Source organism: Myxococcales bacterium (assembly GCA_016703425.1).
Taxonomy (GTDB): Bacteria; Myxococcota_A; Polyangia; order Polyangiales; family Polyangiaceae; genus JADJCA01.
This window is the reverse complement of the sequence record JADJCA010000022.1, coordinates 1-26,142: the sequence shown is the minus strand read 5'-3', so window position 1 is coordinate 26,142 and position 26,142 is coordinate 1. Positions and strand designations below refer to the sequence as shown.

Below are 26,142 nucleotides of genomic sequence, written 5' to 3'. Positions count from 1 at the left end.
CCGAGGCTACGCTGAACTCGAGGCCGAAGGCGTTCAAGAGCACGCCCCCTGTCCACGGACACCCCAAGTCGGCCATGGACAGGGGCGCCGTCGCGCAAGCGCTTGGAACTCCACGCGGCGCGGCTCGGCACAATCCTCGCGAAGGGTTCTCCCAGCACGGCAAGACGCCGCTGCAGAAGGAGACACGATCATGGACACGCAGATGGATTCGAAGGCTCAGGACAACAAGGCACTCCCCAAGGTGGCCTACTCGATCACGGAGCGCGGAGGCCGCTCCTACTGGACGCGCATCGGTCGCGGCTTCGTCAATCGAGATGGTTCCATCACCGTCAAGCTCGAGGCGGTCCCCGTCTCGGGCACCCTTCAACTGCGCGATCCCGATCCGCGCGACGACGTGGCGGGGCCGGCGCAATTCGGCGGCCGCGCGGCTGTGGCCCCTCAGGAGCTGCCGTTCTGAGCCATGCGGGCACACGATCAAGGGGAGGCCTCCGCATCGCGCGGGGGCCTCCCAGCCCGCGAGCCGCTGGCTCTCACGACTGCGTCGCCAACCGTGGCGGCGCGCATCGCCGGCGCCCTCGCTTCGTTCATCGGTCCCAAGGCCGCGCTCGCGCGCGTCGTGGGGCTCGTCGTCGCGCTCGTCGTACTTGGTGTCATGGGGCGTGTCCTCGGCGCGCAACCGGGACCCGCCGCAGCGCTCATGCCGGCGACTGACGCTGCCGCGGCGACGTTGACTCGCGCCGAATTAAGCGCGCCACCGCCGACCATCGCTCCGACGGGGACCGCTCCCATCGCCGCAGCTGTCGCTCCGGCCGATGCGGGCGCCTTCGCCGCGACCGCGAGTGCCTCGGTACCAGCCTCCCTTGGCGAAGACGCAGGGGCCCCGCTCGTCGATCTCAACCTTGCCGATGAAGCGGCGCTCCGTCGCTTGCCGGGCATCGGCCCGCGGCGCGCACGAGCCATCGTCGAGCTGCGGCAGCGGCTCGGGGGCTTTCGCCGCGTCGAAGACCTGATGCGCATTCGCGGCCTTGGCCGCGCCGCCGTTCGTCGCCTTCGACCGCTTGTCACGGTCGGGGCGGCGGCCCCGCCCCGCTAATTATACCCAGGAGCTATTGACTTAAATTACCCGGGTAATAATAACGCGGTATGGACACGCCTCGCAGCTACGCTTCCTTCGCCAGCAAGGTTCGCATCGCCTCCGGCGACTTGGTCTCGGTGCTCACCAAGACCAAGGCGCGCATCGACGAAGGGGAGGAGGGGCCCATCCTCATCTTCGAGAACGAGACCGGCCGGCAGGTTGACTTCGACTTTTCCGGCACCGTCGGCGAGGTCATCGAAAGGGTCGCACCCGCTCGCGCGCAGGTCGGCCCGGGCCGCCCCAAGCTCGGGGTCGTCTCCCGCGAGGTGTCGCTCTTGCCAGCCCACTGGGAGTGGCTCGAGGCCCAGCCGCAGGGGATCTCGGGCGCGCTGCGGCGCCTCGTCCAAGAGGCTCGCCGTGACGCGTCAGGGGCGGAGCAGGAGCGGCGCGCTCGCGAAGCGGCGGGCCGCTTCATGTGGTCCCTCGCCGGCGACTTGCCGGGCTTCGAGGAGGCCTCGCGCGCTCTCTACGCCAAAGACGACCGAGCGCTCGCTCGCCTCACGGCGCGTTGGCCCGCCGACGTGCGGGAGCATGTCCTCCGACTCGCGGGGATAGAGCCTGCGGCGCGCAAGGCGACCACCACGAGCGCGCGGCCGACGGCGGCCGTGGCCAAACCGTCGTCCAAGAGGTCATCGAAGAAGCCATCCAAGAAGGCTGGCGCGGCGACGAAGAAGACTCGCCGCCGCTCGTAGCGTTGCCGCGTTGGAACGGCGAGTCGCGGCGCGAGCGTTCGCGGCTCAGGCCTCGGCGCCCGCGACGCGGCGAATCTCAGCACCGAGGCCGCCGAGCTTCGCTTCGATGTGCTCGTAGCCACGGTCCAGGTGATAGACGCGGCGCACTTCCGTTTCGCCTTCGGAGACGAGGCCCGCGATGATCAGCGACGCGCTCGCGCGGAGGTCGGTCGCCATGACGCTCGCGCCGTAGAGCTTCGGCACGCCTTGCACGACGGCCGTGTTGCCGCGAAGCGTGACGTTGGCGCCCATACGCGCCAGCTCGGGCACGTGCATGAAGCGGTTCTCGAAGATCGTCTCGGTGATGACGCTCTCGCCTTCGGCGCGGCTCATGAGCACCAGAAACTGCGCCTGCATGTCCGTCGGGAAGCCGGGGTGCGGCGCCGTCGTGACGTTGACGGGGCGGAGCGCGCCCTTGCGCACGACGCGGATGGCGCGGCCTTCGGCGCTGATCTCCACGCCGGCGGCGCGCATCTTGAGCACCAACGGCTCGAGGTCGGCCATCTCGGCGCCTTCGACGAGGACGTCGCCGCCCGGCATCATGGCGGCGGCGATCATGTACGTCCCGGCCTCGATGCGATCGGGAATGATCGCGTGGTCGAAGGGCTCGAGGGCGCCGCGTTCGCAGCCGACGATGTGAATGGTGTCGGTGCCGGCGCCGGTCACTTCGGCGCCCATCTTGTTGAGCACGCGGCCTAGCTCTTCGACCTCGGGTTCACGCGCGCAGTTCACGAGCGTCGAGCGACCCTTCGCGAGGGCCGCCGCCATCATGATGTTCTCGGTGCCCGTCACCGTCGGGATGTCGAAGATGATCTCGGCGCCGCGCAGCCGCCCGCCGCCGTTCGGACCCTCGGCGATGACATACCCGCGCTCGAGGCGGATGTTGGCGCCCATGGCCTCGAGGCCCTTCAGGTGCTGGTCGATGGGGCGAGCCCCGATGGCGCAGCCGCCCGGGAGGCTCACCTTGGCGCGACCGAAGCGGGCGAGCAGGGGGCCCAAGACCAGGACGCTCGCGCGCATCTGCTTGACGAGCTCGTAGGGCGCTTCCGGCCTGACATCGCTGCCGGCGCCCACGACCACCTCCGGCGCCCGCACGACGACGTTGCGTCCGAGGAACCGCAAGAGCGCGGCCGTGGTCTCAATGTCGCGGAGGGCTGGCACGTTCCGGAGGCGGCTCTCGCCGTCGGAAAGCAGGGTCGAGCACAGAATCGGGAGCGCCGCGTTTTTCGCGCCGCTGATGCGCACCGTCCCTCGAAGGGGCCCTCCTCCACGAATCCGGATGGCGTCCATGTTCGACCTTTCGCGTAAGGGGCGTTTTGACCGGCAAATTCGCCGAGCGAGCCGCCCCCGGGTCCCCGACCATGCCGGATTTCTGCTCGCGGCGACAAACAAAACGCTTTTCCGGGCGCCTCGCTTCCCGCGGGGCAAGCCGGCGCCTTCCGGCGGCTCAGCTCGACCGCGCCACGACCTCCCCGATTCGCGCGTACATGGCCGCCGCTGCTGCGATATAAAGCGCCCATGGCCGTTAATGCCGAGAAGCTCCAACGCGAGCTCGATCAGATCACCTCCGAATACGAGACCAATTTTTCGGGCCAGTCTCGCGCCACGCGCGATCTCGCCCTGATGGACGCGCTCGTGCGGCGCGTGCAGGCGGTGGTGGCGCAAGTCGACCAGCTGCCGGCGTCGATCCGCGGCGCCGATCTCGTGGCGGTCCTTGCCGGCGCGCGCGAGTCGCTGAGCCTGTACCAAACGGAGCGCGCCGCCATCGTCCGCGCCAAGGAGGCCGGCCCGCAGATCGAGGTCTTCGGCGAGCTCGCCAGCACGGCGAACTTCACCTTCGCGCAATACGGGCGCCACTACGCCGGCCAGAACCGCGCGACGCGTGATCAGGGCCTCTTGGCTGAGCTCATCGAGGATCTCAAGGGCTGCGACAAGCGCATGGCCCTCGTCTACAAAGAGAAGCCGCTCCCCGACTTCGCCCGCGACATCGAGGTCGTGCAGACGTCGCTCGCGCAATACCAACGCGAGCTCGTCGAGATCGGAAAGACCCTCACCATGGGCACCGAGGAGGAGCGCGCCAACACCTTCGGCGCCCTCGCCAACGCTCAGTTTGAGGTCTACGCGAATCACTTCGCCGGCAAGTCGCGCATCACGCGACGGCCCGCCTTGCTTCAGCGCGTCATCGACAACCTGCGGCGCATCCGCGGCGACATGCACAAGCTGCGCGACGCTGGCTTCAAGGAAGAGTTCCACGTGAAGAACATCGGCATCGTCGAGGAGCAGCTCGGCATGTACGAAAAGGAGCTCACGGAGGTCCGCAAGGCGCGTCAGGGCACGCCCATGGGTGACATCCTCGGCATGCTCGGAACGGCAGCCAACGAGCTCTTCGCGGAGTACCGCGAGAACTTCGCGGGCAAGGACCGCGGCGCCGTCGAGCTCGCGCGGCTGGGTCGCATCTGCGACGGCCTCGTCGAGATCCGCAAGCAGATGCTCGAGCTAGGCCGCGTCGAACCGAGCGACCAGAACGATCGAAACATCGAGATCGTCACGCAGCAGCTCGCCTCGTTCGAGAACGAGTTCGAAGCCGTGAAGCAGGTTCAGGCGAACGCACCCTCGAAGGGCGTGTCCGCCTGACGCATCGCCCGCGTTGCCTGCGCGGCAACGCGCGAGGGGGCGTGAGTTGAGACTCAGCCCTTGCGGCGGCGACGGCCCAGCGCCGAGAGCGCCGCGAGGGCCATGCCCACGTAGCCGAGGAGGCCCGACGTCTCGGCGCCGCCGGTGGCGGAGCAGCCGCTGGCCGCGGGCGGCGTAGCGGAGCCTGACTCGGAGGGCGTGGTGGAGGCCTTGCCCGCGTCCTTCTTTCCGCCGTCGCCGGAGGCCGCCGAACCTGCGTCTTCTTCGTCGACGGGGGCTCCGCCCGAGTCCTTCTTGCCAGCGTCGCTCTTCGGCGCACCGGCGTCGCTCGGCGTGATGATGCCGCCATCGGCGGAGATGATGGGGCCGGTGCCCACGTTCGGAGCGCCCGGCGTGAGCTGACCGTCGCTGGGGAAGTTCGGGCCGGTGCGCGTCGGGTCGTACGCCACCGAGTCGCCGGTCGTTCCGCTGAGATCGCCGTAGTACCAAGAGCCGAGGTTCATGGGCGTCTCGTCGCCGGGCACGCGCGTGGCGGCGTCCGACAGGAGGTTGCCCGTGAGGCGCGGCGCGTACGTCACGTCGACGGCGGCGTCGCTCTGATCGAAGGTCGCGACGCCGTCGATGACGGAGCCCGAGCCGGGAAGCTCGAGGGCGCCGTTGTTGTCGGTGTCGTAGTCGGTACCCTGAACGAGCGGCGAGCCGCTCTTGACGATGACAAAGGAGGTCGTCGCGTTCTCGAAGGGGCTCGAGCCGGTGTCGAGGAAGGGCACCGTGATCACCTTCGTCTGCGCCGAGAGCGCCGGAGCGCCGCCGGCGGCGGCCTTGAGGTAAACGAGGCCGTTGGCTCCGCAGTTCTGTCCCGAGAGGTCGACGACGACGTCGGCGGTGCCCGGCGAGCCGGTGGCCGAGTCACCGTCGCCCTCGAAGGCGACGAAGGAGTAGCCGTCGAGCGACGCGTTTGGCGTGCAGAGAATCTCGGCGTACTCCCACGGCGAGTCGGTGTTGCCCGGCGGGTTGATCTTCACTTCGTTGAGGAGCACCAGCGACGGCGTCCCGCCGTCAGGCGTTGGCGAGCCCGTGTCGGGGGCGGGGCCCGCGTCGACGGGTGGGTTGCCGCAGTCGACGGCGGTGGTTGCGCTGTTGCGCGGGTTCGGCGCCAGCGACTCGAAGTCCGCGCTGTTCACGCCGGTATCGGTGCAGCCTGCACCTTTGCGCACGGCGGCCGTTGTGTTGCCGGCGGCCGGAGCGGGCGTGCCTTCGGCCTGCGTGGCGGTGCCGTAGCCGACGAGATCGATCCAGGCGCCGCTCGCGCAGTTGCCCGTGGTGCCGCAGTTCAGGAGGGCGGCGGAGTCGACGACGACGAGCTTGCCATTGGCGCCGGCGATGTTCAGCGCTTCGGTTCCCGTCGTGATGTGGTCCGGCGTCGGGAGAGCCGCGGCGGTGGCCGCGCCCTTGCCGAGTTGGATCAAGAAGTACGCGCCGGGCGCCACGGTCGCGTTCGGCAGCGCGACGGTGTTTGCGCCGCTCTGGAAGTTGCCGGACGACGACGCGTACTGGAGTGACTTTCCCGACAACGAGACGGAGCTGCCACCGCGATTGAACAGCTCGACGAAGTCGTTGGTGTATTGCGCGCCCGTGTTGCCACCGCCGCCGTAGACCTGGCTGATCACGAGGTCGGGGGAGACGGTCAGCGCCGAGGCCGCCTGCTCGCTGTCCATCTCGCGTGTGCCGGAGCAGCCCATGGCTGCCGAGACTCCGAAGAGCGCGAGGAGAGGGATGGCGGCAACGAACGACGGTCCAACTTTACGCGGTCGCGACATGTGGGAATTCTCCTACCTGACCCTAGGCCAGCCCACCCTAGCTCGCGGCCGCGGAGCGGCAACCCAATCCCGCGATAGTTCTCGGAAAAGTCACGAACGGGGTGGATCCCTCTTCATCCATACCCGGCGTAACTGCGGAGATTGCTTACTTGCCGCTCGCCGCCTTGAGGCGCGCCTTCAGCCGCTCGGCGTAGCCCTCTTTGTTCTCCTGCTTCACGCGGGAGATGGCCAGGGCCCCGTCGGGGACGTCCTTCGTGACCGTGGTGCCCGTCGCGACGTAGGCGCCGCGGCCGACGCGAACGGGCGCCACGAGCTGCGAGTCGCTGCCGATGAAGGCGCCCTCCTCGATGGTGGTCGTGTGCTTCTTGAAGCCGTCGTAGTTGCAGAAGATGGTCCCCGCGCCGATGTTGGCCCCCGCGCCGACGACGCCGTCACCGAGGTAGGCGAGGTGGTTGGCCTTGGCCCCCTTGCCGAGCTTCGTCTTCTTCATCTCGACGAAGTTTCCGATGTGCGCCTCTTCGCCGAGCTCACTGTCGGGTCGCATATGCGAAAACGGTCCCACTTGGGCGCGCGCGCCGATCGTTGAGCCGGTCGCCACGCTGTAGGGCTTGAGCACCGCGCCGGCCTCAACGACCACGTCGGTGAGCACGCACCCGACATCGAGCGTCGCGCCGTCGCCGACGCGCGTCGCGCCGCGCAGGACGCAGCCCGTCTCGACGACTACGTCGCGCCCGAGGACGACGCCGTGGTCCACGCGCGCTCCCTCTTTGAGCGTGGCGCCGGCGAGGCGATGCTCTCGATGGATGCGCGCATAAAGCTGCGCCTCGGCTTCCGCGAGCTGAGCTCGATCGTTGACGCCCGCCAAGACGTCCGCCGGTGACTCCACCGGCGCGATGACGCGGCCCGCCTTTGCGAACGTGGAGACGACGTCGGTCAGGTAGTACTCGCCTTGCGCGTTGTTCGTCGTGAGGCCGAGGAGCGCTTCGGCGAGCGGGGCTCGCGGCGCGGCGTAGATGGCCGGGTTGATCTCGCGGATGGCGCGCTCTTCCGGGGTCTTGAGATCACGATCCTCTTTGATGGCCACGACGCGACCCTGGCCGTCGCGAAGGATGCGGCCATAGCCCGCGGGCGCGTCGACGGTGCACGTCGCGAGCACCATGTTTGGGGCCGGCGAGGCCTCGAGGCCGGCGAGGACGCGCGCGATGTCTTGCTCGGTGATGAGCGGCACATCGCCGACGAAGATGACGACGTTCGCGACGTCGGTACCGACCTGGGTCATGCCCGCCTTGGCGGCGTCGCCGGTGCCCAGTTGTTGGGCTTGAACCGCGGTCTTCACGCGTTCGCCAAAGGTGGCGGCGAGGTAGCGCTCCACCTCGGCGCGGCCATGGCCGACGACGACCACGACCTCGTGGGCGCCGGCCCCGAGCGCGGCGGCCACGGGAAAGTAGATCAGCGGCCGGCCGGCCAACGGAAACATGGCCTTGGGCAGCGTGGCGCTCTTCATGCGAGTGCCTTGGCCGGCGGCGAGAATGATGGCGGCCGTACGGGCGCGGAGGGGCTCGGCAGACGACATGGGGCGAACCTCAACACGATTTCGACCACGAATCCACCATGCCGTCCTCGGGCAGGGGGTGGTGCAGAGGCGCGTTGTCAGACACAAAATCGCGCATCGCCGCCCTGATTCGCTTGACCGGGCGGCCGACACGGCTCATGCCGGCGCAGCCGCAGTTCGACCGCGTCCTTACGAAGCCCTGCCAAGCCCCATGATCCGTACACGTGCACGCTCTCTCCTTAGTGCTCCCGCCGCCTCCACAAGTCGGAGGCTCGGCCTCGTAGGCCTGCTCGCCATCGCGAGCGCCTGCCAAGACTTCGCCACGTCGCGCCCCACCCCGGTGCGCGGCACCATCGGCGAGGAGGTCTTCGGGGTCTTCTGCGATCGCTTGGCGGGGCAGCTCCTCCGAGAAGACCTCACGGGCGCCTCGTTCCGCGGTGTGTGCCACAAGGAGTCGGGCCAGTTCGCCGACGAGCTCAACGAAGCGGCGCTACCGGCGCCTGACGAGTCGGCGCGCGACAAGGCCGGCAACCCGGTGCCCGTCGACGCGCAGCTCGCCACGCGCGCGAAAGCCAAGGCTCGCATCCTGGCGCTCGTGCGTCGACGCGCGGAGCTCATCGAAGCCCTCGACGCCACGATTCCCGACGCCGACCTCCCGGTGCTCGACCTCGGCGCGAGCGATCCCAAGGCGACTTGCCAGCCGGCGCAGGGCGACGAAGCGGTGCGGGCTCTCGGCCTCGAGGTGGCCGACATGTTCGCGCGCATGACGGACCTCTACAACGACGACACGTTGCCCGCGTCGACGCGCTCGCTAGCGCGGGTCCTCGACTTCTTTCGCCGCAGCCCCGAAGCGCAAGCGACGGTGGCTCGCTTCACGGGCCGCGACGGCTATCGGCCGAGCGACATCGACATCGGCGTGGTCCGGCCCGCCGTCGCGTATCCGAAGTTTCGAGATCTCGCCTCCGAGACGCTCCGGCTCGTCTCGTTCGACTCCGACCCCTACGCGGCCGATCCGCCGCGCAACGCCGATGGCTCGCGCAAGCGCGTCCCGGGAGCGGCCTATGGCTCCTTCTCGAAGCTGCTCGAGGTCGCCCACGAGGAGCTGCGAACCACGAAAGCCGAGGCGCGGGCTCCGCTCACGCTAAGCCGTGAGGCTGCCCTTGGCTTCGACCGCATCTCGCGGCCGCGTGAGACGCTCGAGTTTTTGACCGAGCTCTTCTTTGTGCAAGATGCAGCCTTTGGCGGCGGCGCGCCCAAGTTCATCGTCAAGCGCGACCGGCGCGGCTACGCAGCGCTCGCTGGTGCCCTCGCGGCGCCTTTCGTCGACAAGGACAAAGACGGCCTCCCCGATGTCGACGCGCTCGGTCGCTTCGTGACGGTGGATGGCAACCCGGCCCCGACGCCGTTCCCGACCGCTACAGGCCCGAAGACGCCGCGCGACGAGTTCGGTCGCGCCGTCGTGGCGAACCAGCCGCTCTACGCCTACGTCGACACGAGCCACAACACCGGCGCTCAGCTCTTGAGCGATATGCGCCCGCTCGTCGATCCGAGCAAGGACGCGCTCATGAACGCCCTCGGCGGCATGACCGTGATGTTCGGCAAGCGCACGCCCGCGACGAAGAGCTACTCGGCGGACCCGGGGCGCGTGGACCTTTGGAAGCTGTCGCACGGGGCCGATGAGCCGCCGCCGTCGGACCTCGGCACGAAGCCCGTCACCGTCGACTTCGACGCCTACGACGTGAACGCCGCGCCGATGATGGACTTCGTCCACGCGCTAGGCCAGATGATCGGTGATCGCGGCACCGACGACCTCTTGGCCTTCTCGCGCCTCCTTCTGACGGCCCACACCTCGAAGCTCGCGAGCGTGACCGGCGAGATGCTGGCGTTCCGCGAGATCGGGACCAAATACGATCAGGCCAAGCTCAAGGAAAAGTCGCTCTTTTGGGACGAGCTCCTGGACGTCGTGGCGGAGATCGCCAAGGACCGTGCGCTCCTCGAAGACCTGCTCAACGCCCTCGCCGACCCGGCCACCATCCGCCTCGGTGACGTCGTTGGCACGATGATGAAGAACAAGGATCGCATCACCTACGATCGCGCAAACCTCAACGGCGAGGCGTTCAACCAAACGACCGGCAAGGTGGAGTCGCCCAAGACCCCCGCCGACCGGGCGCAGGCCGACACGGGCACGAACCGCAGCATCTTTCAGCGCCTCGCGCACATCGTCAGCGACGCCGCCGGCGTCGCCATGTGCAACAAAGACGGCTCCATCGTCCACGCGAAGGGCATTCCCTTGGCGGGCCAGCTCGATCTGCCGCTCATCGGTACCTACAAGGAGTGCGAGATCTTCAAGGTCGACGACCTCGCGCGCTTCTACCTCGGGTCCATCGTCGGAAAATCGCAGCTCTACTTCCGCCCGTCGATCCTCCGCAATGGGATCGTCGGCATCGGCGCCGCCACAGTGAGCACCATCGAGCTCTCCGGCGGCATGACCGGCTTCTGGGATCCGCCCGACGCGAAGACCTTCCGCCCGAAGCCCGAGTGGCTCAATCGTATCGTCTACTTCGACCAGGCGAAGGACACGGCGAACGCGACGACCAACACGTTCTTGCGGGATCTCGTCGGCCCGCACATCGGGACCTTGCTCTGCCCCGAGCGCGTCATCGACGATCCCGACCCGACGCAGCCCGACGCCGCGTCCGACGGCAAGGTGCGTGGCCTCCGGAGCTGCGCCGCCGGCGACTGGCTCCAGGAGCGTCACCCCGACGCGCTCTTCCCCCTCGAGAACACAGGCGCCTTCGAAGCCCTCGCGCCCATCATCAAGCCGTTCACCGACCGTGGCCGTGAAGACCTCATCGTGGCGCTCTTCAAGGTCCTTCATCGCCACTACCAGAGCGAAAAGGGCGTGCCGCCGGAGTGCGACGGCTCGAACCCCAAGAGCCCGTCGTATTGCTCCAAGAGCAACATCTCGTCGTACGAGCCGCTCCTCGCGGAAGCCTTGCCGCACGGCATCTTCAAGGCGCTCCACGACCTCACCACCGTGCTGCAAACGGCGACGATTCCGCACTGCACGAAGCTCGGCGGCGACGGCAACTGCGCGGCCACCTCTCCCGTCAGTGGCATCACCGTCTTCGCCGACGCCACCGAGTCGCTCTTTAGCGCGAGCCGCGCCAAAGAAGTGGCGCTCAAGGACCGGAAGGGCCAGTCGACGGGCAAGCGCAACGACGGCAGCGACACGCCGCAGGTGACGCCGCTCTACCTCGTCTTGCAGGCGCTCTCCGGCATCGACGACGCGTTCGCGGAAGCCATCAAGGATCCCGCCGACAAGGATCGACTGGCGAAGTGGCGGGCGGCGCGCTCGACCCTCGTCGATCAGTTCTTGAAGGTGAACGGCACCGGCGCTTCGGCGACCTTCCAGAACCCCGCCATGACCAAGCTCGGGCCCACGCTCATCGATCTCTTGCGTGCCCAGCTCTGGAGTCACTGCGGAAAGTCGTTCGTGGCTCCCTACGAGCGATGCACGTGGGCTCGCGATGAGCTCACCAAGAAGATGAACGACACGCTCAAGAGCCCCGTCTTCGCGTCGTCGATGTCGGTGCTCGACACGATCCGGAAGGACGAACGCGCGCGAAAGGAGCTCCAAGGCTTGCTCCTCTACTTAACGGACCCAGCGTCGCGAAACGAAGCGCTCTCGTCGATGCGTGCCGCCGCTACCGATGGCATGCAGCTCCTGCAAAACGACGACGATCTGGTGCCGTTCTATCACATCCTCGCCGAGGCCCTCGCGAACTCGGTCCGCGACGAGAACGGCAACGTTGTGCAAACGGGCCTCGCCGACGCGCAGACGTCGCTGTTGTCACGCCTCTCGGCGCGCGCCCGTGACGCGGAGGGCGCGCCCGTCTGCAGTCGCGAGATCGACCCGAATCAGGTGCTCACCGTCATCCTTCGCAATGTCGTGACGCCCATCAAGGCGGCCAACGGGGCGCTCAAGCGAACGCCTTTCGACGTCATCGTCGACGTCATCGGTGACGTGAACCGGGCCGATCCTCAGAAGGCTGGTCGCCTAGACCCAGGCGACTTCGCCGCCGTCGCGACGGAGGTGAACGAGTTCCTCGGCAACAAGGAGCGCGGCCTCGAGCAGTTCTACCGGATCATCAAGAACGGGACGGCACCGTGAAGCGAAGCCGGACTCTCGGGACCGGGCTCCGGTCCCTTGCGCTGTTCAGTCTCGTGTTTGCTTTGCCAAAGGCGGCGCAGGCGGGCGGTCTGTACTTGAGCGAGCGCGGGGTTCGCCCGCTCGGGCGCGGCGGCGCGATGGTGGCCGGTGCCGACGACCTCCACGCGACTTGGATGAACCCCGCTGGGCTCGCCGACGCAAAGTCGAGCGCGATGCTCGACCTGTCGATGATGATCCTGTCGGCTGACTACGCGCGGCAGACGAGCGTCGTCGACGGCAGCGGCGCCGTTCGCACCGTCGGCTCGCCCACGGTGAGTGGTTCCACCTTGCCGGTGCCCATTCCGCTCATCGGCGGCAGCCTCAACTTTGGTCCGTCGAAGGAATACACGGCGGCCATCTCGGTCTACGCGCCCAACAGCCCCATCGTGAGCTGGCCCGCAGAGCTCGGCGGCGCTCCCTCGCCGCAGCGGTACATGGTCCTGTCGTTGGAGGGCTCGGCGCTCGCCATCGTCGGGGGGTATTTCGCGTGGAAGCCCGTGGAGGAGATCCGCATCGGCGCGGGCCTCCAGGCGCTCGTCGGCTCCTTCGTCGCGAAGACGGTCTTCAACGCCAACCCCGGCGACCGGCTGCTCGGCGCACCGGAAGATCCGAACTACGACGCCACGGCGCAGCTCAAGGTCGGGCCCATCTTCGCTCCGAGCGCGAACTTTGGCGCCACCGTCGTGCCCGACAAGCACGTGCACCTCGGTCTCTCGGTGCAGTTGCCGTTCCTCGTGCGCTCGCCGGGGACGTTGTCCGTTCGCTTGCCGAGCGCGCCCGTCTTCGACAACGCGCGCCAAGAAGGCAAGGACGTACGCGTGAAGTTTAACCTTCCGTTCATTCTTCGCGCCGGCGTTGAGGTAAGGCCCGACGACGACCTTCGCATCGAGGCGGCTTACGTCCGCGAGTTCTGGTCGAGCCATCGCTCCATCGACCTCGAACCGGAGAACATCAAGCTCATCGGCGTCACGGGCTTTCCGAGCCCCTTCAGCGTCGCGGGCATTTCGCTCCCAAAGGGATACCAAGACACGCACTCGTTCCGCCTCGGCGGCGAACGGCGCTTCGCGCTCTCGGAGTCGGAGAAAACGATCTCGGGCCGTCTCGGCGTGATGTACGAGCCAACGGCGATCCCGAAGGAGTACCTTTCGGCGGTCGGCCTCGATGCCGACAAGGTCATCGTCGGCCTCGGCGGGAGCTTTCACCTCAGCGAGGCATGGCGCTTCGACGCCGTCGTGTCGCAGGTCTTCGCGGGCGAGGTGTCGGTTGATCCGGCGACGGCGAAGATCCCGCGCGTGAATCCCGTGAAGGGAAACCCGACGGAGTCGGAGGCCGTGAACGGCGGCACCTACAAGTTTGGCGCGACGGTGCTCGGCGTGGCCGGCAACTACCGTTTCTAGCGCGCTGGCTCGTCGGCGACCGGGTTCACGCTCCTTTACGCACCGGAAGACCCATGCGGTCCGCCACCAGGGAGGGGCATCGGCGATCCAGGTGGCCCGCGAAACTGACGGGCTTTCTGCGTGTTCATCACGGCATGTAGGTTGCTCTGCTCCAGGGCATGACCTCCTCCGCGCTTCGCCGCTCGTTTCAGCTCCTGGGGCTAGGCGCCCTGGCCGTGTTTCAGCTCGCCGCCTGCAGCAGCACCTCCGAAGCCGACTCGGAGGAGGACGCCGACGAGGGCGCCCTCAGCGTTCCCGAGTGCAACGGCCAGGCGGAGAAGGTGAAGGCGTCGCGCATGACGACGTGCGAGACCAAGAAGAAGGAGTCCTTGGCGAAGGTGGACCAGTGTTACGCGGCCGCCGACGTTCCTGTCGCCAACTTCCGGACGAGGGCCAAGGCCGCTGGCGACGCGCTCGAGCGCCTGAAGTCCGCGGAGGTCGACGGCTGCATCGCAACGGTTCAAGCGCGCCTGTGTGGCGATCTGGTCCCGTCGCTCAAAGAAGCGCTCAAGTCCACCGACCGTGGCGTCAGCGCCGCCGCCGAACGCTCTTGCGTGACCACGCGTCAAGCGGAGCTCGAGCGCTGCAACTCGCTCGCCGCGTTCGTGGACGAGAACGCAGACGCCGCCAAGGCGTACCGCAAAGAGTTCGGAACCATGGCCTGGACCCGGATTTTCGCCGACAAGGCCTTTGCTCTCGCGTCCTGCTGGCTCGGTGACTCAACCAACTCCGAATTCGGCAAGTGCAAGTCGGGCGCCGAGACCGCGAGCAAGGTGAAGTTTGACTCTTGCCGTCGCGCCTGCGGCACCAACGACTCCACGCCTCCCGGCGGCGCGTGCGTCCCCGACAAGTACGCCGACAAGGGCGTTGCCTGTGGCGAGATGGCGAAGGGCTTCTTTTCCGGTGCCTGCGACTGCTCGGCGGGCGCCGCCTGTCAGGAATACGACAAGCTCATCCAAAAGGATGGCAAGTCGTGCACGCTCGAGACCGACAGCGAATACAAGATCTACGTCGTTCGCGTCGGCGCCGAGAAGGCGACCGGCAAGGCCGTCGTCCGCGCCGATTGCCTCCCCGCGAAGGACGTCGTCGGGTTCGGAAGAGCGCCTGACGAGAAGCGGGAGCTGCGAAGCGCCCTACCGCAAACCGTGACGCTTCATCTTCTCGATGAGCGTCATGCGGGAGATCCCGAGACGACGTGCGGCTTCCGACTGGTTGCCGCCCGTCTCCTCGAGCGCGCGTTCGAGGACGCCCCGTTCGAAGGCGCTCATCTGCTGGCGGAACGTGCTGGCATCGGCCGGCGCTCGCGCCATCGAGCTTGATGGTCCGCCCTTGTGCTCCTCGAGCATGCCGAGCGCGCGCTCATCGAGGACGCTGCCCGGCTCCGCGAGCGCGAGGAGTCGCGCCACGGCGTTCTCGAGCTCGCGCACATTGCCGGGCCACGGCCTCGATGCGAGCGCGCTCAGAAGCACCGGTGCAAAGGTCACGTCGGTTAGTTCGAATCGTGCGGCGTAGCGCTGTCGAAAGACCTCCGTGAGCAGAGGAATGTCGCTGGTTCGCTCACGAAGCGGGGGCATCGTGAGCTCAACGACGGCGAGTCGGTAAAGCAGGTCCTCGCGAAAGCGGCCGGTGACTACGTCGCTGCGCAGATCGCGGTGCGTGCACGCGACGACCCGCACGTCGACGGCGACGGGGCGTAACGCTCCGAGCGGCTGCACCTCACGTTCTTGGAGGACGCGAAGGAGCTTCCCTTGAACGGACAACGGCAGCTCGCCGACTTCGTCGAGCACCAGCGTGCCCCCGTGCGCTTGGCGGAAGTAGCCAGGGCGAGCGGAGGTGGCGCCCGTGAAGGCGCCGCGCTCGTGACCGAACAACTCTGCCTCGGCGAGGTTCTCGCTGAGGGCCGCGCAATTGAAGCGAACGCAAGGTCCTCTGTGACGAGAGCTCGCCGCGTGAAGCACCGACGCGAGGAGCTCCTTGCCCGTGCCTGTCTCCCCGCGCACGAGGACGGTGACGTCGCGTCGACCGACGCGCTGCGCGTCGCGGAGAACGTGTCGGAACGCGGGGCTTTGACCGACGAAGGGTTTTCCGAGAACGCGCGCCGCGGCGAGCTCGCACGCGGAACGACGTAGGGCGCGCGCTTCGAGAGCGCGCGTCACGCTTACGCGCAGCTCGTCGATGCCGAAAGGCTTCGTGAGGTAGTCGTAGGCCCCCTCCTTGAGTGCCTGCACGGCGACCCGCTCGCTGCCGCGCGCCGTGAGCATGATCACCGGCAGCTCGGGCTCCACCTTCCTGATCGCGCCGAGGACCGCGAAGCCGTCCATCTCGGGCATGACCAGATCGGTGATGAGGACATCGGCGTCGCCGGCTTGCGCGATGGCCTCCTGGCCCGTGGCGACGGAGACCACGTCCACTGGAAGCACGCTGAGCGCTTCGCCGAGGGCGAAACGGATGGCGGCGTCGTCGTCGCAAATGAGAACCGTGGGCATCGGGGAGGCTAGCGTACCGCGAGCGGCGACTATTCTGGGCTACGCGCCGTTTCGAGGAATCCTCAGCGTCGCCGTCGTGCCTTGTCCCACGCGGCTCGCGAACTCGAGCCCTCCGCCGTGTTGTTCCGCTACGCGTCGAGCCATGGCGACGCCCAGCCCTGTGCCTCCCGTGCGCCGCGAGAAAAAGGGCGTCCCCACCTTCGCGAGCGTCGCCTCATCCATGCCGCAGCCCGTGTCCTCCACCACGACGGAAAGCGTCCCCCCGGCGTCGACCGTGTGCGAGAGCGTCACGGTCCCGCCCGCTGGCGTCGCGTCGAGCGCATTGAGCACAAGGTTCACGACGGCCTCGCGGAAGCGTCGCTCGTCGAGGTGGAAGGTGACGCCGTCGGAGGGCACGCCTCTCAGCGAGACGCTCGCGCGCTCTGCGCGAGCCTCGAGGATCGCCACGAGGCCCGCCAGCAACTCGCCTACGCATGCGGGGGTTCGTTCGAGCGCGGTGCTCGGGCGCGTCATCGCGCCGTAACCGTCGATGATCTCCTGAAGGCGTGCGACCTCTCCCCGCGTCACCTCCAGGCGTCGATCGAAGCGGTCGTCACGCGTCTCGCGCATGACGTCCACCAGCGCCCGAATGGCCGCCAAAGGGTTCTTCAGTTCATGCGCTACGCGCGAGCCCAGCTCTTCGAGGTCACGCGTGCGGCTCTCGGCGGCGCGAGCCACTTCATCGCCCGCGAGCAAGAGCGCCTCGCCGGCTCGCGCGTGGGCGGCCGTGAGGCTCGCGACGCCCACACGCAAGAGCAAGCTCGCGTCGAGGACCGCGGCGGCGAGGACCCAGCGTCGCGGCACGTCGGGGACCGTGAACGACTCGAGCGGCGCTACGAGAAATAGCGCCACGAACGCGCCCAGGTAGGCGAGGAGCCGGCGGCTGAAGGGCGATGCGCCGAACGCCGCGAAGCCGACGCCCAAGGGGGCGAAGAGCATCGGCAATACAGGGCTCGCGAGGCCCCCCGTGAAGGTGCAGGCCAGGCCCAGCGCCGTGAGGGTCGCGAAGAGCGAGCGCTCAAGAGCCCTGCCGTCGACCAACTGCCGCGCGGCACGGGCTCGTTCGAGGAAGAAGAACGCGATGGCGATGGTGCCCAGGCATGAGAGCCCTGCGAGCTGGCGCCGCTCGACGCCGAACCAAGCGAACGTCGCCACGGCGAACAGCAGGAATGGGAGGACGATGACTGGGCGCGCTCTCAGAAACTCCGACGCCACGATGCGGACGCGGCGCTCGGCGGCCCGGCGCGAATCCTCCAGCGCAGCGACGCTCCCCAGCGCGGGGCGTCTTGGTGACGCGTCGTCCAACACCCGGTCCAACACTCCAGTACCCAGAGTTCCTTCGCAAGGTCGAGGCCAGCGCATGGCGCGCGCGTTTGCGCGAGCGAGGCGTGACGGGCTGTAAGGTACACCGGGCAGGGGCCGGCGAGGGTGTCAGGGATTCCGTACAGCTCCGGCGCCGCGGCGCGCGATTCACCGCTGCCAGGCCGAACGCATGGCTCGGGCACGGCGGATGCTGCGGGCCCGGGGCATGGTCTCCATCGTCGGCGTCTCCGCGGTCGCTCTCGCTCTCTTGCTCGTGGCGCTCGTTTCCTTGGCAATCGGTGCGGCGGCGCGAAGGGCAGGGGGGCGCGCCACCGAGGCGTCGCGATCGGCGCTCTGGGCCGGCGGCGGCATGGCTCTGTGGCTCGCGGTCACGGCGGCCGTCGCGTCGACGGGCTTCTTCACGGCGTGGGATGCGCGCCCGCCGCGCCTGGTGTTCGCGCCGCTGACGGCGCTCTTCCTCGTCGTGGTCGCCTCGCGCACCGAGGCCTTTCGGCGCGCGCTCCGAGGCGCACCACTCACGTGGCCGGTGCTCCTCCACACCATGCGCGTTCCCATCGAGCTGGGTCTGTGGGCGCTCTGCGTCGCCGGCGAGCTCCCCAAGCAGATGACCTTCGAGGGTCGCAACTTCGACGTGCTCGTAGGCCTCACGGCGCCGCTGGTAGCCCTCTTGGTCGCACGTGGCACATGGGGCGCGCGCGCCCTTTTGGCTTGGAACCTCGCGTCGCTCGCGCTGCTCGTCAACATCGTCGCCATCGCCATCACGTCGATACCGGGGCCGCTCCACCTCGATTGGCCCGGCGTGCCCAACACCATCGTGGCCCGGTGGCCTTTCGTGTGGCTGCCCGCGTTCTTCGTGCCGCTGGCGGTCTTCGGACACGTGATCTCGCTGCGTCAGCTCGCGGCGCTGCGCCGAGCGCGGGTGGGCGCCCGTTGAGGTCGTCGGGGCGCGTGTATGGTACATAGACGGGGATGGCGACCCGCAAAGCGAAGACGAAGGCCCCCGCACGGAAGACGCGCGTCCCGACGAAGCCTGTGGCCGAGGGCGCCTCCTCGAATGCGAGGTCCAAGAAGGTCGCCTCGCCCTCCTTCGCGTCGGTCGTTCGAGCGACCATGAGCGAGCTCCACCCGGCGTACCGCTTTCTCGACACGACGGGCGGTTCCGGCCCCCTTGTGCGCTTCGAGCGACCGTCCAAGTCCGTTGTCGAACACGTGGTCTTTCAAAAAGGACTCCACGGTGCGTCATGGTTTCGCGTGAACCTCTTCCCCTCGTTCGCGGGGCCCGGCGCCATGGGCGAGCGAGAGCACACGCTCAACGATGGAACCTCGCTGGGGCCCGACGTTTACTGGAAGGACTCGGCCGAACTCCAAGCGGCGCTACGCGACGCGTGCGCGCGCCTCGAGGCGAAGGCGAAGACATTCTTCGGGCCCTTCGAGAAGAACGCCTCGCGCTACACGAAGCTCTTCGGCGCTCTGCCCGGTCACTACACAGCGTGGATGAAGGCTGTCGGTGACAAGTTGCCCTCGGAGCAGTTTCGCGGCGAGACGAAGATCGAGGCCTTCGACTCGTTCTTCCAGTGGCTCGGAGCCAAGAAGCTGACCACTGGCCTCCCCGGGGATCTCGAGACCTCTATGTGGAGGTTTTGGCACGAGGCCCGCCCCATGCGCGAGTCCGACTACGACAAGGACGACTACTACTACTGCACGCGCTGCCCCGCCTTCGTTCGCCGCGCACGCGCGAAGCTCGTGAAGCACCCCGTGAAGGGCTTCGGTACGCACTACGCGCTTGTCTGCGGGAAGCACTGAGAGTCCGCCCGCGCCCGCGTCTCGCCAAATGAGCTACCCTCGCGCCCATCGCGAGGTCTCCATGTCCGAGTCGATCACGCTCTACGGTTTCGGTGACAACGATCGCAGCGGCAAGGTGCGCTGGGTGGCGGCCGAGCTCGGCCTCGACGTGGACGAACGCCCCGTCGGCTTCGGAGCGCACCGTTCGCCTCCGTACACGGACCTGAACGCTTTCGCTCAAGTGCCGACCGTCGTATTTCGCGGCGCGACGTACCTCGAGAGTACGGCCATCTGCCACGTGCTCGCAGAGGCCTTCGACACGCCGAAGCTCTGGGTTGGTCGCGGCGAGCCCGAGCGTGCCGCATACCTCTTCTGGCTCTCCGCATTCGGCGAGCTCGTCGAGGGTAGGCTCGTGGAAGCCGCCATCAGCAAGGCCGGCATCGTCGGCCCCGAATACTTCGACCTGCACGAGCGCGCGCTCCGCTTCAAGCTCGGCGTCCTCGCGAAACGGCTCCCCAAGGAGGGCTACTTGGTCGGCCCTGCGTTCACCGTCGCCGACGTGCTCGCGGGCTACAGCCTTCGCTTGGCGGTCCGCTGTGATCTCCTTGCGCGCGATGAGGTCGAGCCCTACTTCGCTCGCCTCGTCGAACGCGACGGTGCGAAGAAGAGTCGCATCTTCGCGAGCCTCGGGTGACCGCGCCCCGCTTCGGAGCGACGCGGCCGTGACTCGGACCTCGACCCTGCGTGGCAACACGCGCGCTCGCACCCGGGCTTGGCCGCGGTCCCGCCAGCTCCACCGCCCGCCGGGTTGGGAGGTGTTTTGCGGGCTGTGCCGTCGAGGGTGGCACTAGACGGTGGATCGGGCGCGTCAAGCGCTGCCCGAGGTTGCCTCGCATCGGTGGGCAACACCAAAGAATCGTGCGCCGTGCCCGCTGGCCTGCGTCGTGCACTCCTGAGCGTATGCGGAAAGGACGCTTGGCATGTTTCCTTGCGGCGTGGGTGCCCCTCGTCGCCTGCGGCGGTGACGACGGAGCGTCGGCTGTCGCCGAGGGCGCCCTTGGTCGTGCCCCGGAAGCGACCCTCACGTTCGATGGAAGCCACAAGGAGTCGGCTTCCGCGCCCCTCAAGGCAGGCTCACGCGTGCGGATTCAATATGCGCCGGAGCGACTACCCTCCTGCCGCAGCGGCTTCAACGACGGCTCGCCGGCTTGGGTCATCACGGGGTACGCGAGCCTGAACGGCGGCGAAGCTCAGTCGTTCCACGTGGCGGGCCACAACGCCCGCGGCGGTTCCGTCTCCGAGTTGCCCGTGGTCGACGTTCCGACGGGCGGTGATCTCGCCATGTGGTTCCAGGTTAGCGACCGTTACGGATGCTCCGCGTACGACTCGAACTACGGACAGAACTTTCATTTCTCTGTGTCGGGCGGTGCGCCGACGCCGCCCCAAGTTCGCGCTCACGCGACCTTCGGTCCGAGCGGACCGGTTCAGGTTGCCGGCGCATTGGTCGCGGGCGACTTGCTCGAACTCTCCTACGACCCGGCCCGATTGCCGGCTTGCCGCGGGGGCCTGCCCAACGGGCTCCCGGCATGGACCATCACCGGCTTCGCCATGTCGAACGGTGGGACACCGCGGCCGTTTCACGTCGCCGGCTTCAACCCCATCGGCGGGGCGGCGACCAGCCCGGTGCGCGTGCCGCTCACGGCCGCGGGAGACCTTGCGCTCTGGTTCCAAGTCACCAGCGCCTTCGGCTGCTCTGAATATGACTCGAACGGCAGCCAGAACTATGTGCTCCACGTTGACGCTCGTTGAGGCGCGGGATGGACGCGACGTGGTCACGGCGCGGTCGTGGCTCGGCAGCGAGGCTTGTGGCGCATGACATGACGTCACCGTGCACGAGCGATGCACGGTCGCAAGTTGAGCGCCGCCTTTCCGGCCTTCTCGAACCGCGTTACCTTGCACGCGCAGCGAAGGAGACCCCGCGAATGGCCCGCCTATCGATCGCGCCGATGTTGAGCGCGCTTTTTCTCGTCGGTTGCGCATCGTCTCGACCGGAGCCGAACGCGCCAACCTCACACCATGGCGGCTCGCCCAGCCCAGTGAGCCCTGCCGCGGGCGCGAGCGAACCCTTCCGCGCCCTCGCCATCCCCGCCGCTCTCGTGCCGGGCGCCGACCGTCAGGTGAACGTTCTCTTCGAGGCGGGCCACGTGAAGATCGTCGCGATCCGCCTCCGGAACGGCGTGGACCTGCCGGAGCACGCGACTCCCGTGCCGGCGATCATCCAAGCGGCATCGGGGGCCGGGACCGTGGTGCTCGGCGCGGCGCGCGTGCACATCGATCCCGGAAAGTTCGTCACGCTGGCGCCGGGGGTCCCTCATTCGGTGATCCCCGATCCGGGCGCCGACCTCGTCCTGCTTGTCCATCACCTGCGGGGCGCCGCCGCCGCCGCTCAATAGGCCGCTACTAGCTGCCTCGCTCGGCTCAGAGCTCATCGGCCGCACCAAAGTCGCCGACCTAACCCCGACACTCTGAATTCGACTCGCCCCGCGACGAGCGAGGGGCGAACTCGAACCTGCGTCGATTCCACAGGTTGGTGTCCCGGAGTCTCGTTCTCGTTTTCCGTACTCGACGCATCAAAATCGATAGGTCGAGGTACTAGCGGGGCTTCGTCACCGTCAGCCATACCTCGTTGCGACGCAGGAACCAGGGAACGAACGGTGGATCGTAGCGATTCACCTCCGGAGGGCTTTCAGCCACGAGCCCTTGCGTCGGGAGCCACTCGCGGAGCGCGTTGGTCTGCTTGTCGATGTTTGCGTCGGTCCATCGACCGCTGAATCGAACGACCGCTACGTCGCGCGGGCCGATGGCGCGCAAGACGACGCGGGGGTCCTCGGGCTCAGGGAGCGTGGCGAGGCTCTCGCCGTCGGGCATCGTGAACGAGATGACCCACGCGTCGCCGTCGAGCCGCTGGCCGACGGGCGCGGTCATTGCGATCTTGCTGCTTGGCTCCGCGTCGCGCTGCGCGACGGGGGCCGTCATTGCGATCTTGGTCTGCGTCCGATTCTTCCCAGAGATGTAGCCGAAGAGGCGCCGAAAGGCGTCGTTGCCCGCGTCGCCGAACGTCCCCGACACGCGCGTTTCCGCGACGACGCGCGGGCCGTAGTGACGCACCTCAAAGGCGCCGTGGCGGCTGGTCGTTGTGTGCTTTGCCTCTTCGACGTTGCCCACGGCGGCGCACCCAGCGGCAAACGTAACGATGGCCGCAAGGTGCAGGGTCGTTCGCGTCGCCGCCACGAGGTGAACGTGGGGACGCTTTCCGATTTGGCAATGGCCAGTTCCCTCGCGAGGACGCCGCGCGACGCCGCCTGGTTCGACGCTTCTCATGCCTGCCCGGTTGCCGAGGTCCGCCTCGATGAGGCATCGCCTCGGCGGTCGCTGGAGCCAAAGATCGCTTCGATGGCCCTCTGTCGGAAAGCGAAGATCGAAGCGAGCTGCCGGTCGACGAAGAGCAGCCGCGCAAGATCACCCAGCGGGCCAAAGGGGACCTCGTATTCCACGGAATCGCGCAGGAGGGTCCCGCCGGGCGCCTCGATGAACTCGTGGGTGTGACGCCAAAGGCGATAGGGTCCCTTGAGCTGGACGTCCACGAAGCGCACTTCCGGCTCGAAGACCTCGATGAGCGTGCGCCAGTGGAGACCGATGCCGAACAGCGCGATCTTGTAGTCGATGAGCGCGCCGGCGCGCATGTCGATGGGGAGCGCCGTCTCGATCTGGAAGCGTAGGGAGGTCGGCGTAAGCCTTTCGGGGTTCGCGGCGTCGGCGAAGAATGGGAAGACCTCGGCCCTCGGCCGCGGCACGAACTGCTCGCGTTCGAGTTTCCTTCTCACGGGTGGACCGCTTGCCCATAGGGCGCTGCGCTGCGGAGCGGATGCCACGTGTCGGTCATGTTGCCCTCCGCATCAGCATCGAGATGGCCTCGTCCATTTCGCCCCAAGTGCCAACGATGCGAACGGACGCGTCACGGAGCCCCAGCTCGGCTCCGCCAGCGCCCCCAAGCCAAACGCTCACGCGTCGCGGAAGCTCCTCCAGCATCCACCGAACGTGGCCTCTCGCTGCCTTTAGGTCCGACGCTTGGGTGATCAAGAGGCCGACGGCGTCGACATCGTGACCGCGTGCGGCCTTGACGATTTGCTCCGCTGGCGTGTCTACGCCGAGCAGAATGGGGGTGACCTGGCTCGCCGCCAGGTAGGTCTCGGCCATGGCGAGACCGAGGCCGTGACGCTCGTTTGGCAACGTGGCGAGCAAGACGCGGGGAGCGCCCGGGCGATCCTCATAGGCAGAAGCCAGCACGCGAAGCTGACTGAACAAGCACTCGCTCACCATGTGCTCGTGACGCACTTCGAGCTTTCCGTCAGCCCAAAGCTCGCCGATCCGGAGGCAAAGTGGATGCGCCACCTCAACGAGGAAGCGCTTGGGTCCGAGCGTCAACGCGGCTTGGCGCAGCTGAGCGCGCAGCAGCGCGAGCTCGTCTCCACCAAGCGCGGCGAGGAGCGTGGCGACAGTCGGCGTTGAGCCCCCGCTGCGGGAAGGGACGTGCGACGCGACGGCGACCAGCTTCAAGAGCTCTTCGCGTGGCTTTCCGACGATCTCGCCGGGACGGTAGCCCTGCTCCAGCGCCCTGGTGATGAGCTTCAGGGCCTCGACGTCGGACTCGGAGTAGACCCGGCTCCCCCCGTCTGTGCGCTCGGGTCGAGGAAAACCGTAGCGCCTCTCCCACATGCGCAGGGTGCCGAGCTCAATCGCCGTGAGCCTCGACGTGACACGGATGGAGTAGCGCGCCTGGCGCTCGCCGGCCGTGTCGGAAGCGGCGGTACGGGCAGGCGCTCTGGCTCCGCGCGACGGAGGCGTTCTCGGGGGGCGAGCCACGGGTGGACTATAGAACTGCACAAAAACTAGTCAACGGCGCCAATAGGCGAAACTACAGCTCAACTATTGGCAGAAATGAGGACGACTAGAGTTGACAAAAGTTGTACAAAACCCAGAGACCCGGCACACCCTTCGCGGAGGCTCTCATGAACAAGTTCTTCACCGTTCCGTCCGTTCTTCTCTCCCTTCTCGTCGCTGCCTGCGGGGGCGCGTCCAACGCTGAGCCGACGTCGAACACGGCGGCGACCGTTTCGAGCAAGTCAGACATCGTCGACACCGCGGTCGGGGCCGGCTCGTTCAAGACCCTCGCCGCGGCGCTCAAGGCCGCCGACCTCGTGGACACGCTAAAGGGACCGGGACCTTTCACGGTCTTCGCTCCGACCGATGAGGCGTTTGCGAAGTTGCCCGCGGGCACACTCGAGAGCCTCCTCAAGCCCGAGAACAAAGCGAAGCTTCAGGGGATCCTGACCTATCACGTCGTCTCAGGCAGCGTGAGCTCCGGCAAGGTTGTAGCGCTGAACGCTGCAAAGACGGTCCAGGGCTCGGACGTGAAGATCTCCCAGAATGCAGGAGCCGTCATGATCAACGGCGCCAAAGTCGTGAAGGCGGATATCGCGTGCTCCAACGGCGTCATTCACGTCGTCGACGCGGTCCTTCTTCCTCAGTGACCGCGGTGCTCATCGCGCCCGCACGGGCAGCTTGAGCTCATCGGGGCGCGCTGCGCCCCGAACGAGCGAATTCGCTCGCGTGAGCTCCGTGTGCGAGCTGCAGGCTCTTGCGATGATCCCTGGCCGCTCCGCTGCGACAGGGGAGGCGGATGGGCGTGAGCCGTGCGGCGAATGAGGACCGTTCGGCCGGCGCGCGATGCGGTCGCTACTGCACCGTGACCATGCGGATCGCTTTGAGCGAACCGTTGACGAACACGGAGATGTACGCAGGGCCCACCGACGCCATCTTGTAGCTGTCGAAGTAGACAACGCGTTGGCTGTAGCGTCCGTCGGGCGTCCAGTAGGAGTTCTTGATGTCGCCGCCGATCGTCGTGACGCGCACGTGCACTTCGTCACCCGAACGAAGGGCTGCCGAGAATCCCACGTGCAGCCACTGATTCTTGGCCACCGTGGTCGGGTTCGGCGACGGGTCCTTGATGGATGCCACGCTCAGTCCGCCATTTTCGTTTCCCGTGGCGCGGAGCATGACGTCCAAGATGCCGGACTTCTCGTAAGACGATGGGGCGACCTGCCACATGCCGTGTTGCGCCGGCTCAATCCACGCGTTGTCGCAGTCGTGCACTTCGAAGTGGAGGTGCGGGTGCGTGGAGCATCCGGCGCTGCCGACGATGCCGAGCGCTTGACCCGTGGTGACCATGTCGTTCACTTTGACGGAGGCGGAGCCCTTCTTGATGTGCCCGTAGTACGAGACGAACCCGTTCGCGTGTTCGACGAGGACGTAGTTCCACGTGCCCGTGCAAGATGTGTTGCGATCGAAATGTGCGTCGTCGACCTCGATGACCTTGCCCGGCGCGGCCGCGCGCGCGGGGACCGCGTTCGTGTCCATCTCGCGAAATGAACCCACGCAGATGTCATAGCCGCGGTGGCCGTCGTAGTTGATCGCGGCCGGACCGACGCCACCCTTGTAGTCCTTCTTGCCCGATGAGCTATCGAGGTCCGTGTAGTTGCTCGTGGCCCACACCTTGGCGGCATCGCCGGCGAGGGGCCACGCGAACTTCAGATCTTGCGCCTTGCAGGAGCGCGTTGCCGCGACCACGCGCTTGGCCGCCTTCGTGATGACGGGCCTCAACTGCTCCACCTCCTCGAGGGCCACCGCCGTCGGCACGCGCTTCACCGCGTCGGTCGGCTTGAGCTTGGCGGCGGCGGGCACCGTCTGTAGCGACGCGATGCCGATCATCGACGGGGGATCGTCGGTGGTCGCGGCGGCGACGACGGGCGCGGCGGGGCGAGCCGGCGCCGCCACCGGCGCGGGGCCCACGGCGGGCTTCGCCACAGGGGGCGCCGCGGAGGCGGGCGCGATGGCGAACGAAGCGGCGAAGAACGAAAAGGCGAGGGATGTG

The 26,142-nt window shown here is 67.7% G+C and carries 21 protein-coding genes; 12 read left to right on the top strand and 9 right to left on the bottom strand.

The genetic code is table 11. The features are described 5' to 3' along the window. The first annotated feature begins 190 nt into the window (after positions 1-190). From IPG50_31155 to IPG50_31145, 3 genes are read left to right on the top strand one after another with little or no spacing between them, the layout of a single operon-like run. The gene (locus IPG50_31155) at positions 191-457 is read left to right on the top strand and encodes a hypothetical protein (protein ID MBK6696614.1); all 267 of its coding nucleotides are present in this window, start codon (positions 191-193) and stop codon (positions 455-457) included. Between the two features lie 3 nt (positions 458-460). Then, positions 461-1,093, top strand: coding sequence for a helix-hairpin-helix domain-containing protein (locus IPG50_31150; GenBank protein ID MBK6696613.1), 633 nt, complete (start codon positions 461-463; stop codon positions 1,091-1,093). Positions 1,094-1,143: 50 nt separating this feature from the next. Continuing rightward, positions 1,144-1,827: a DUF2239 family protein gene (locus IPG50_31145; protein MBK6696612.1), complete on the top strand. Its 684-nt coding sequence runs from the start codon at positions 1,144-1,146 to the stop codon at positions 1,825-1,827. Positions 1,828-1,872: 45 nt separating this feature from the next. On the opposite strand, the gene murA is transcribed toward IPG50_31145, so the two are convergent. Then, positions 1,873-3,156, bottom strand: coding sequence for a UDP-N-acetylglucosamine 1-carboxyvinyltransferase (murA, locus tag IPG50_31140; GenBank protein ID MBK6696611.1), 1,284 nt, complete (start codon positions 3,154-3,156; stop codon positions 1,873-1,875). A 228-nt stretch (positions 3,157-3,384) separates the two neighbouring features. On the opposite strand from murA, the gene IPG50_31135 reads away from it, so the two are divergent. Further along, a complete protein-coding gene (locus IPG50_31135; protein MBK6696610.1) occupies positions 3,385-4,500 on the top strand; it encodes a hypothetical protein in 1,116 nt (371 codons plus the stop codon). A 53-nt stretch (positions 4,501-4,553) separates the two neighbouring features. Here IPG50_31135 and IPG50_31130 read toward each other — a convergent pair whose 3' ends face one another. Then, positions 4,554-6,320 carry a lamin tail domain-containing protein gene (locus tag IPG50_31130; GenBank protein MBK6696609.1) on the bottom strand — a complete coding sequence of 589 codons (1,767 nt, stop codon included), beginning with the start codon at positions 6,318-6,320 and terminating at the stop codon, positions 4,554-4,556. Between the two features lie 145 nt (positions 6,321-6,465). Continuing rightward, positions 6,466-7,893, bottom strand: coding sequence for a bifunctional UDP-N-acetylglucosamine diphosphorylase/glucosamine-1-phosphate N-acetyltransferase GlmU (gene glmU, locus IPG50_31125; protein MBK6696608.1), 1,428 nt, complete (start codon positions 7,891-7,893; stop codon positions 6,466-6,468). A 190-nt stretch (positions 7,894-8,083) separates the two neighbouring features. Between glmU and IPG50_31120 the strand changes: the two genes are divergently transcribed. Together IPG50_31120 and IPG50_31115 are read left to right on the top strand one after the other, a co-directional pair. After that, a complete protein-coding gene (locus IPG50_31120; protein ID MBK6696607.1) occupies positions 8,084-12,046 on the top strand; it encodes a hypothetical protein in 3,963 nt (1,320 codons plus the stop codon). Continuing rightward, on the top strand, positions 12,043-13,482 hold the full coding sequence (locus tag IPG50_31115) for an outer membrane protein transport protein (GenBank protein ID MBK6696606.1): 1,440 nt from the start codon (positions 12,043-12,045) through the stop codon (positions 13,480-13,482). The genes IPG50_31120 and IPG50_31115 overlap by 4 nt, the downstream gene beginning before the upstream one ends. A 1,172-nt stretch (positions 13,483-14,654) precedes the next feature. Here the strand turns inward: IPG50_31115 and IPG50_31110 are convergent. After that, positions 14,655-16,007 (bottom strand): sigma-54-dependent Fis family transcriptional regulator, encoded by a 1,353-nt coding sequence (locus IPG50_31110; GenBank protein MBK6696605.1) that lies wholly within the window; start codon positions 16,005-16,007, stop codon positions 14,655-14,657. 39 nt (positions 16,008-16,046) lie between these two features. Continuing rightward, positions 16,047-17,363: a HAMP domain-containing histidine kinase gene (locus IPG50_31105; protein ID MBK6696604.1), complete on the bottom strand. Its 1,317-nt coding sequence runs from the start codon at positions 17,361-17,363 to the stop codon at positions 16,047-16,049. A gap of 211 nt (positions 17,364-17,574) precedes the next feature. Here IPG50_31105 and IPG50_31100 point away from each other — a divergent pair, with 211 nt between their 5' ends. The 5 genes from IPG50_31100 to IPG50_31080 all read left to right on the top strand — a co-directional run bounded on the left by IPG50_31100 (position 17,575) and on the right by IPG50_31080 (position 21,604). After that, on the top strand, positions 17,575-18,303 hold the full coding sequence (locus IPG50_31100) for a hypothetical protein (GenBank protein MBK6696603.1): 729 nt from the start codon (positions 17,575-17,577) through the stop codon (positions 18,301-18,303). A gap of 35 nt (positions 18,304-18,338) precedes the next feature. After that, positions 18,339-19,172, top strand: coding sequence for a hypothetical protein (locus IPG50_31095; protein MBK6696602.1), 834 nt, complete (start codon positions 18,339-18,341; stop codon positions 19,170-19,172). Positions 19,173-19,233: 61 nt separating this feature from the next. Beyond that, complete coding sequence (locus IPG50_31090; protein MBK6696601.1) at positions 19,234-19,845, top strand: glutathione S-transferase family protein; 612 nt, start codon at positions 19,234-19,236, stop codon at positions 19,843-19,845. Positions 19,846-20,111: 266 nt separating this feature from the next. After that, entirely contained in the window at positions 20,112-20,960 is an 849-nt protein-coding gene (locus IPG50_31085; protein ID MBK6696600.1) for a hypothetical protein, read from the top strand. 287 nt (positions 20,961-21,247) lie between these two features. Beyond that, positions 21,248-21,604 (top strand): AraC family ligand binding domain-containing protein, encoded by a 357-nt coding sequence (locus IPG50_31080; protein MBK6696599.1) that lies wholly within the window; start codon positions 21,248-21,250, stop codon positions 21,602-21,604. 199 nt (positions 21,605-21,803) lie between these two features. On the opposite strand, the gene IPG50_31075 is transcribed toward IPG50_31080, so the two are convergent. The 3 genes from IPG50_31075 to IPG50_31065 are packed head-to-tail and all read right to left on the bottom strand — an operon-like array spanning position 21,804 to position 24,074. Beyond that, positions 21,804-22,532, bottom strand: coding sequence for a heme-binding protein (locus IPG50_31075; GenBank protein ID MBK6696598.1), 729 nt, complete (start codon positions 22,530-22,532; stop codon positions 21,804-21,806). Then, positions 22,529-23,035, bottom strand: coding sequence for an SRPBCC family protein (locus tag IPG50_31070; protein ID MBK6696597.1), 507 nt, complete (start codon positions 23,033-23,035; stop codon positions 22,529-22,531). The genes IPG50_31075 and IPG50_31070 overlap by 4 nt, the downstream gene beginning before the upstream one ends. A gap of 55 nt (positions 23,036-23,090) precedes the next feature. Continuing rightward, positions 23,091-24,074, bottom strand: a complete 984-nt coding sequence (locus IPG50_31065) for a MerR family transcriptional regulator (protein MBK6696596.1) — start codon at positions 24,072-24,074, stop codon at positions 23,091-23,093. Positions 24,075-24,220: 146 nt separating this feature from the next. On the opposite strand from IPG50_31065, the gene IPG50_31060 reads away from it, so the two are divergent. Further along, positions 24,221-24,742 carry a fasciclin domain-containing protein gene (locus IPG50_31060; GenBank protein MBK6696595.1) on the top strand — a complete coding sequence of 174 codons (522 nt, stop codon included), beginning with the start codon at positions 24,221-24,223 and terminating at the stop codon, positions 24,740-24,742. Between the two features lie 205 nt (positions 24,743-24,947). Here IPG50_31060 and IPG50_31055 read toward each other — a convergent pair. Continuing rightward, on the bottom strand, positions 24,948-26,142 hold a 1,195-nt coding region (locus IPG50_31055), incomplete at its 5' end, for a M23 family metallopeptidase (protein MBK6696594.1).

What these genes read in the sequence shown, in the direction of transcription:
- glmU (MBK6696608.1), bottom strand. Translation starts at nt 7,893, where the DNA reads ATGTCGTCTGCCGAGCCCCTCCGCGCCCGTACGGCCGCCATCATTCTC.
- IPG50_31120 (MBK6696607.1), top strand. Translation starts at nt 8,084, where the DNA reads ATGATCCGTACACGTGCACGCTCTCTCCTTAGTGCTCCCGCCGCCTCC.
- IPG50_31110 (MBK6696605.1), bottom strand. Translation starts at nt 16,007, where the DNA reads ATGCCCACGGTTCTCATTTGCGACGACGACGCCGCCATCCGTTTCGCC.
- IPG50_31090 (MBK6696601.1), top strand. Translation starts at nt 19,234, where the DNA reads ATGTCCGAGTCGATCACGCTCTACGGTTTCGGTGACAACGATCGCAGC.
- IPG50_31095 (MBK6696602.1), top strand. Translation starts at nt 18,339, where the DNA reads ATGGCGACCCGCAAAGCGAAGACGAAGGCCCCCGCACGGAAGACGCGC.
- murA (MBK6696611.1), bottom strand. Translation starts at nt 3,156, where the DNA reads ATGGACGCCATCCGGATTCGTGGAGGAGGGCCCCTTCGAGGGACGGTG.
- IPG50_31135 (MBK6696610.1), top strand. Translation starts at nt 3,385, where the DNA reads ATGGCCGTTAATGCCGAGAAGCTCCAACGCGAGCTCGATCAGATCACC.
- IPG50_31100 (MBK6696603.1), top strand. Translation starts at nt 17,575, where the DNA reads ATGGTCTCCATCGTCGGCGTCTCCGCGGTCGCTCTCGCTCTCTTGCTC.
- IPG50_31155 (MBK6696614.1), top strand. Translation starts at nt 191, where the DNA reads ATGGACACGCAGATGGATTCGAAGGCTCAGGACAACAAGGCACTCCCC.
- IPG50_31085 (MBK6696600.1), top strand. Translation starts at nt 20,112, where the DNA reads ATGCGGAAAGGACGCTTGGCATGTTTCCTTGCGGCGTGGGTGCCCCTC.
- IPG50_31150 (MBK6696613.1), top strand. Translation starts at nt 461, where the DNA reads ATGCGGGCACACGATCAAGGGGAGGCCTCCGCATCGCGCGGGGGCCTC.
- IPG50_31145 (MBK6696612.1), top strand. Translation starts at nt 1,144, where the DNA reads ATGGACACGCCTCGCAGCTACGCTTCCTTCGCCAGCAAGGTTCGCATC.
- IPG50_31130 (MBK6696609.1), bottom strand. Translation starts at nt 6,320, where the DNA reads ATGTCGCGACCGCGTAAAGTTGGACCGTCGTTCGTTGCCGCCATCCCT.
- IPG50_31075 (MBK6696598.1), bottom strand. Translation starts at nt 22,532, where the DNA reads ATGAGAAGCGTCGAACCAGGCGGCGTCGCGCGGCGTCCTCGCGAGGGA.
- IPG50_31060 (MBK6696595.1), top strand. Translation starts at nt 24,221, where the DNA reads ATGAACAAGTTCTTCACCGTTCCGTCCGTTCTTCTCTCCCTTCTCGTC.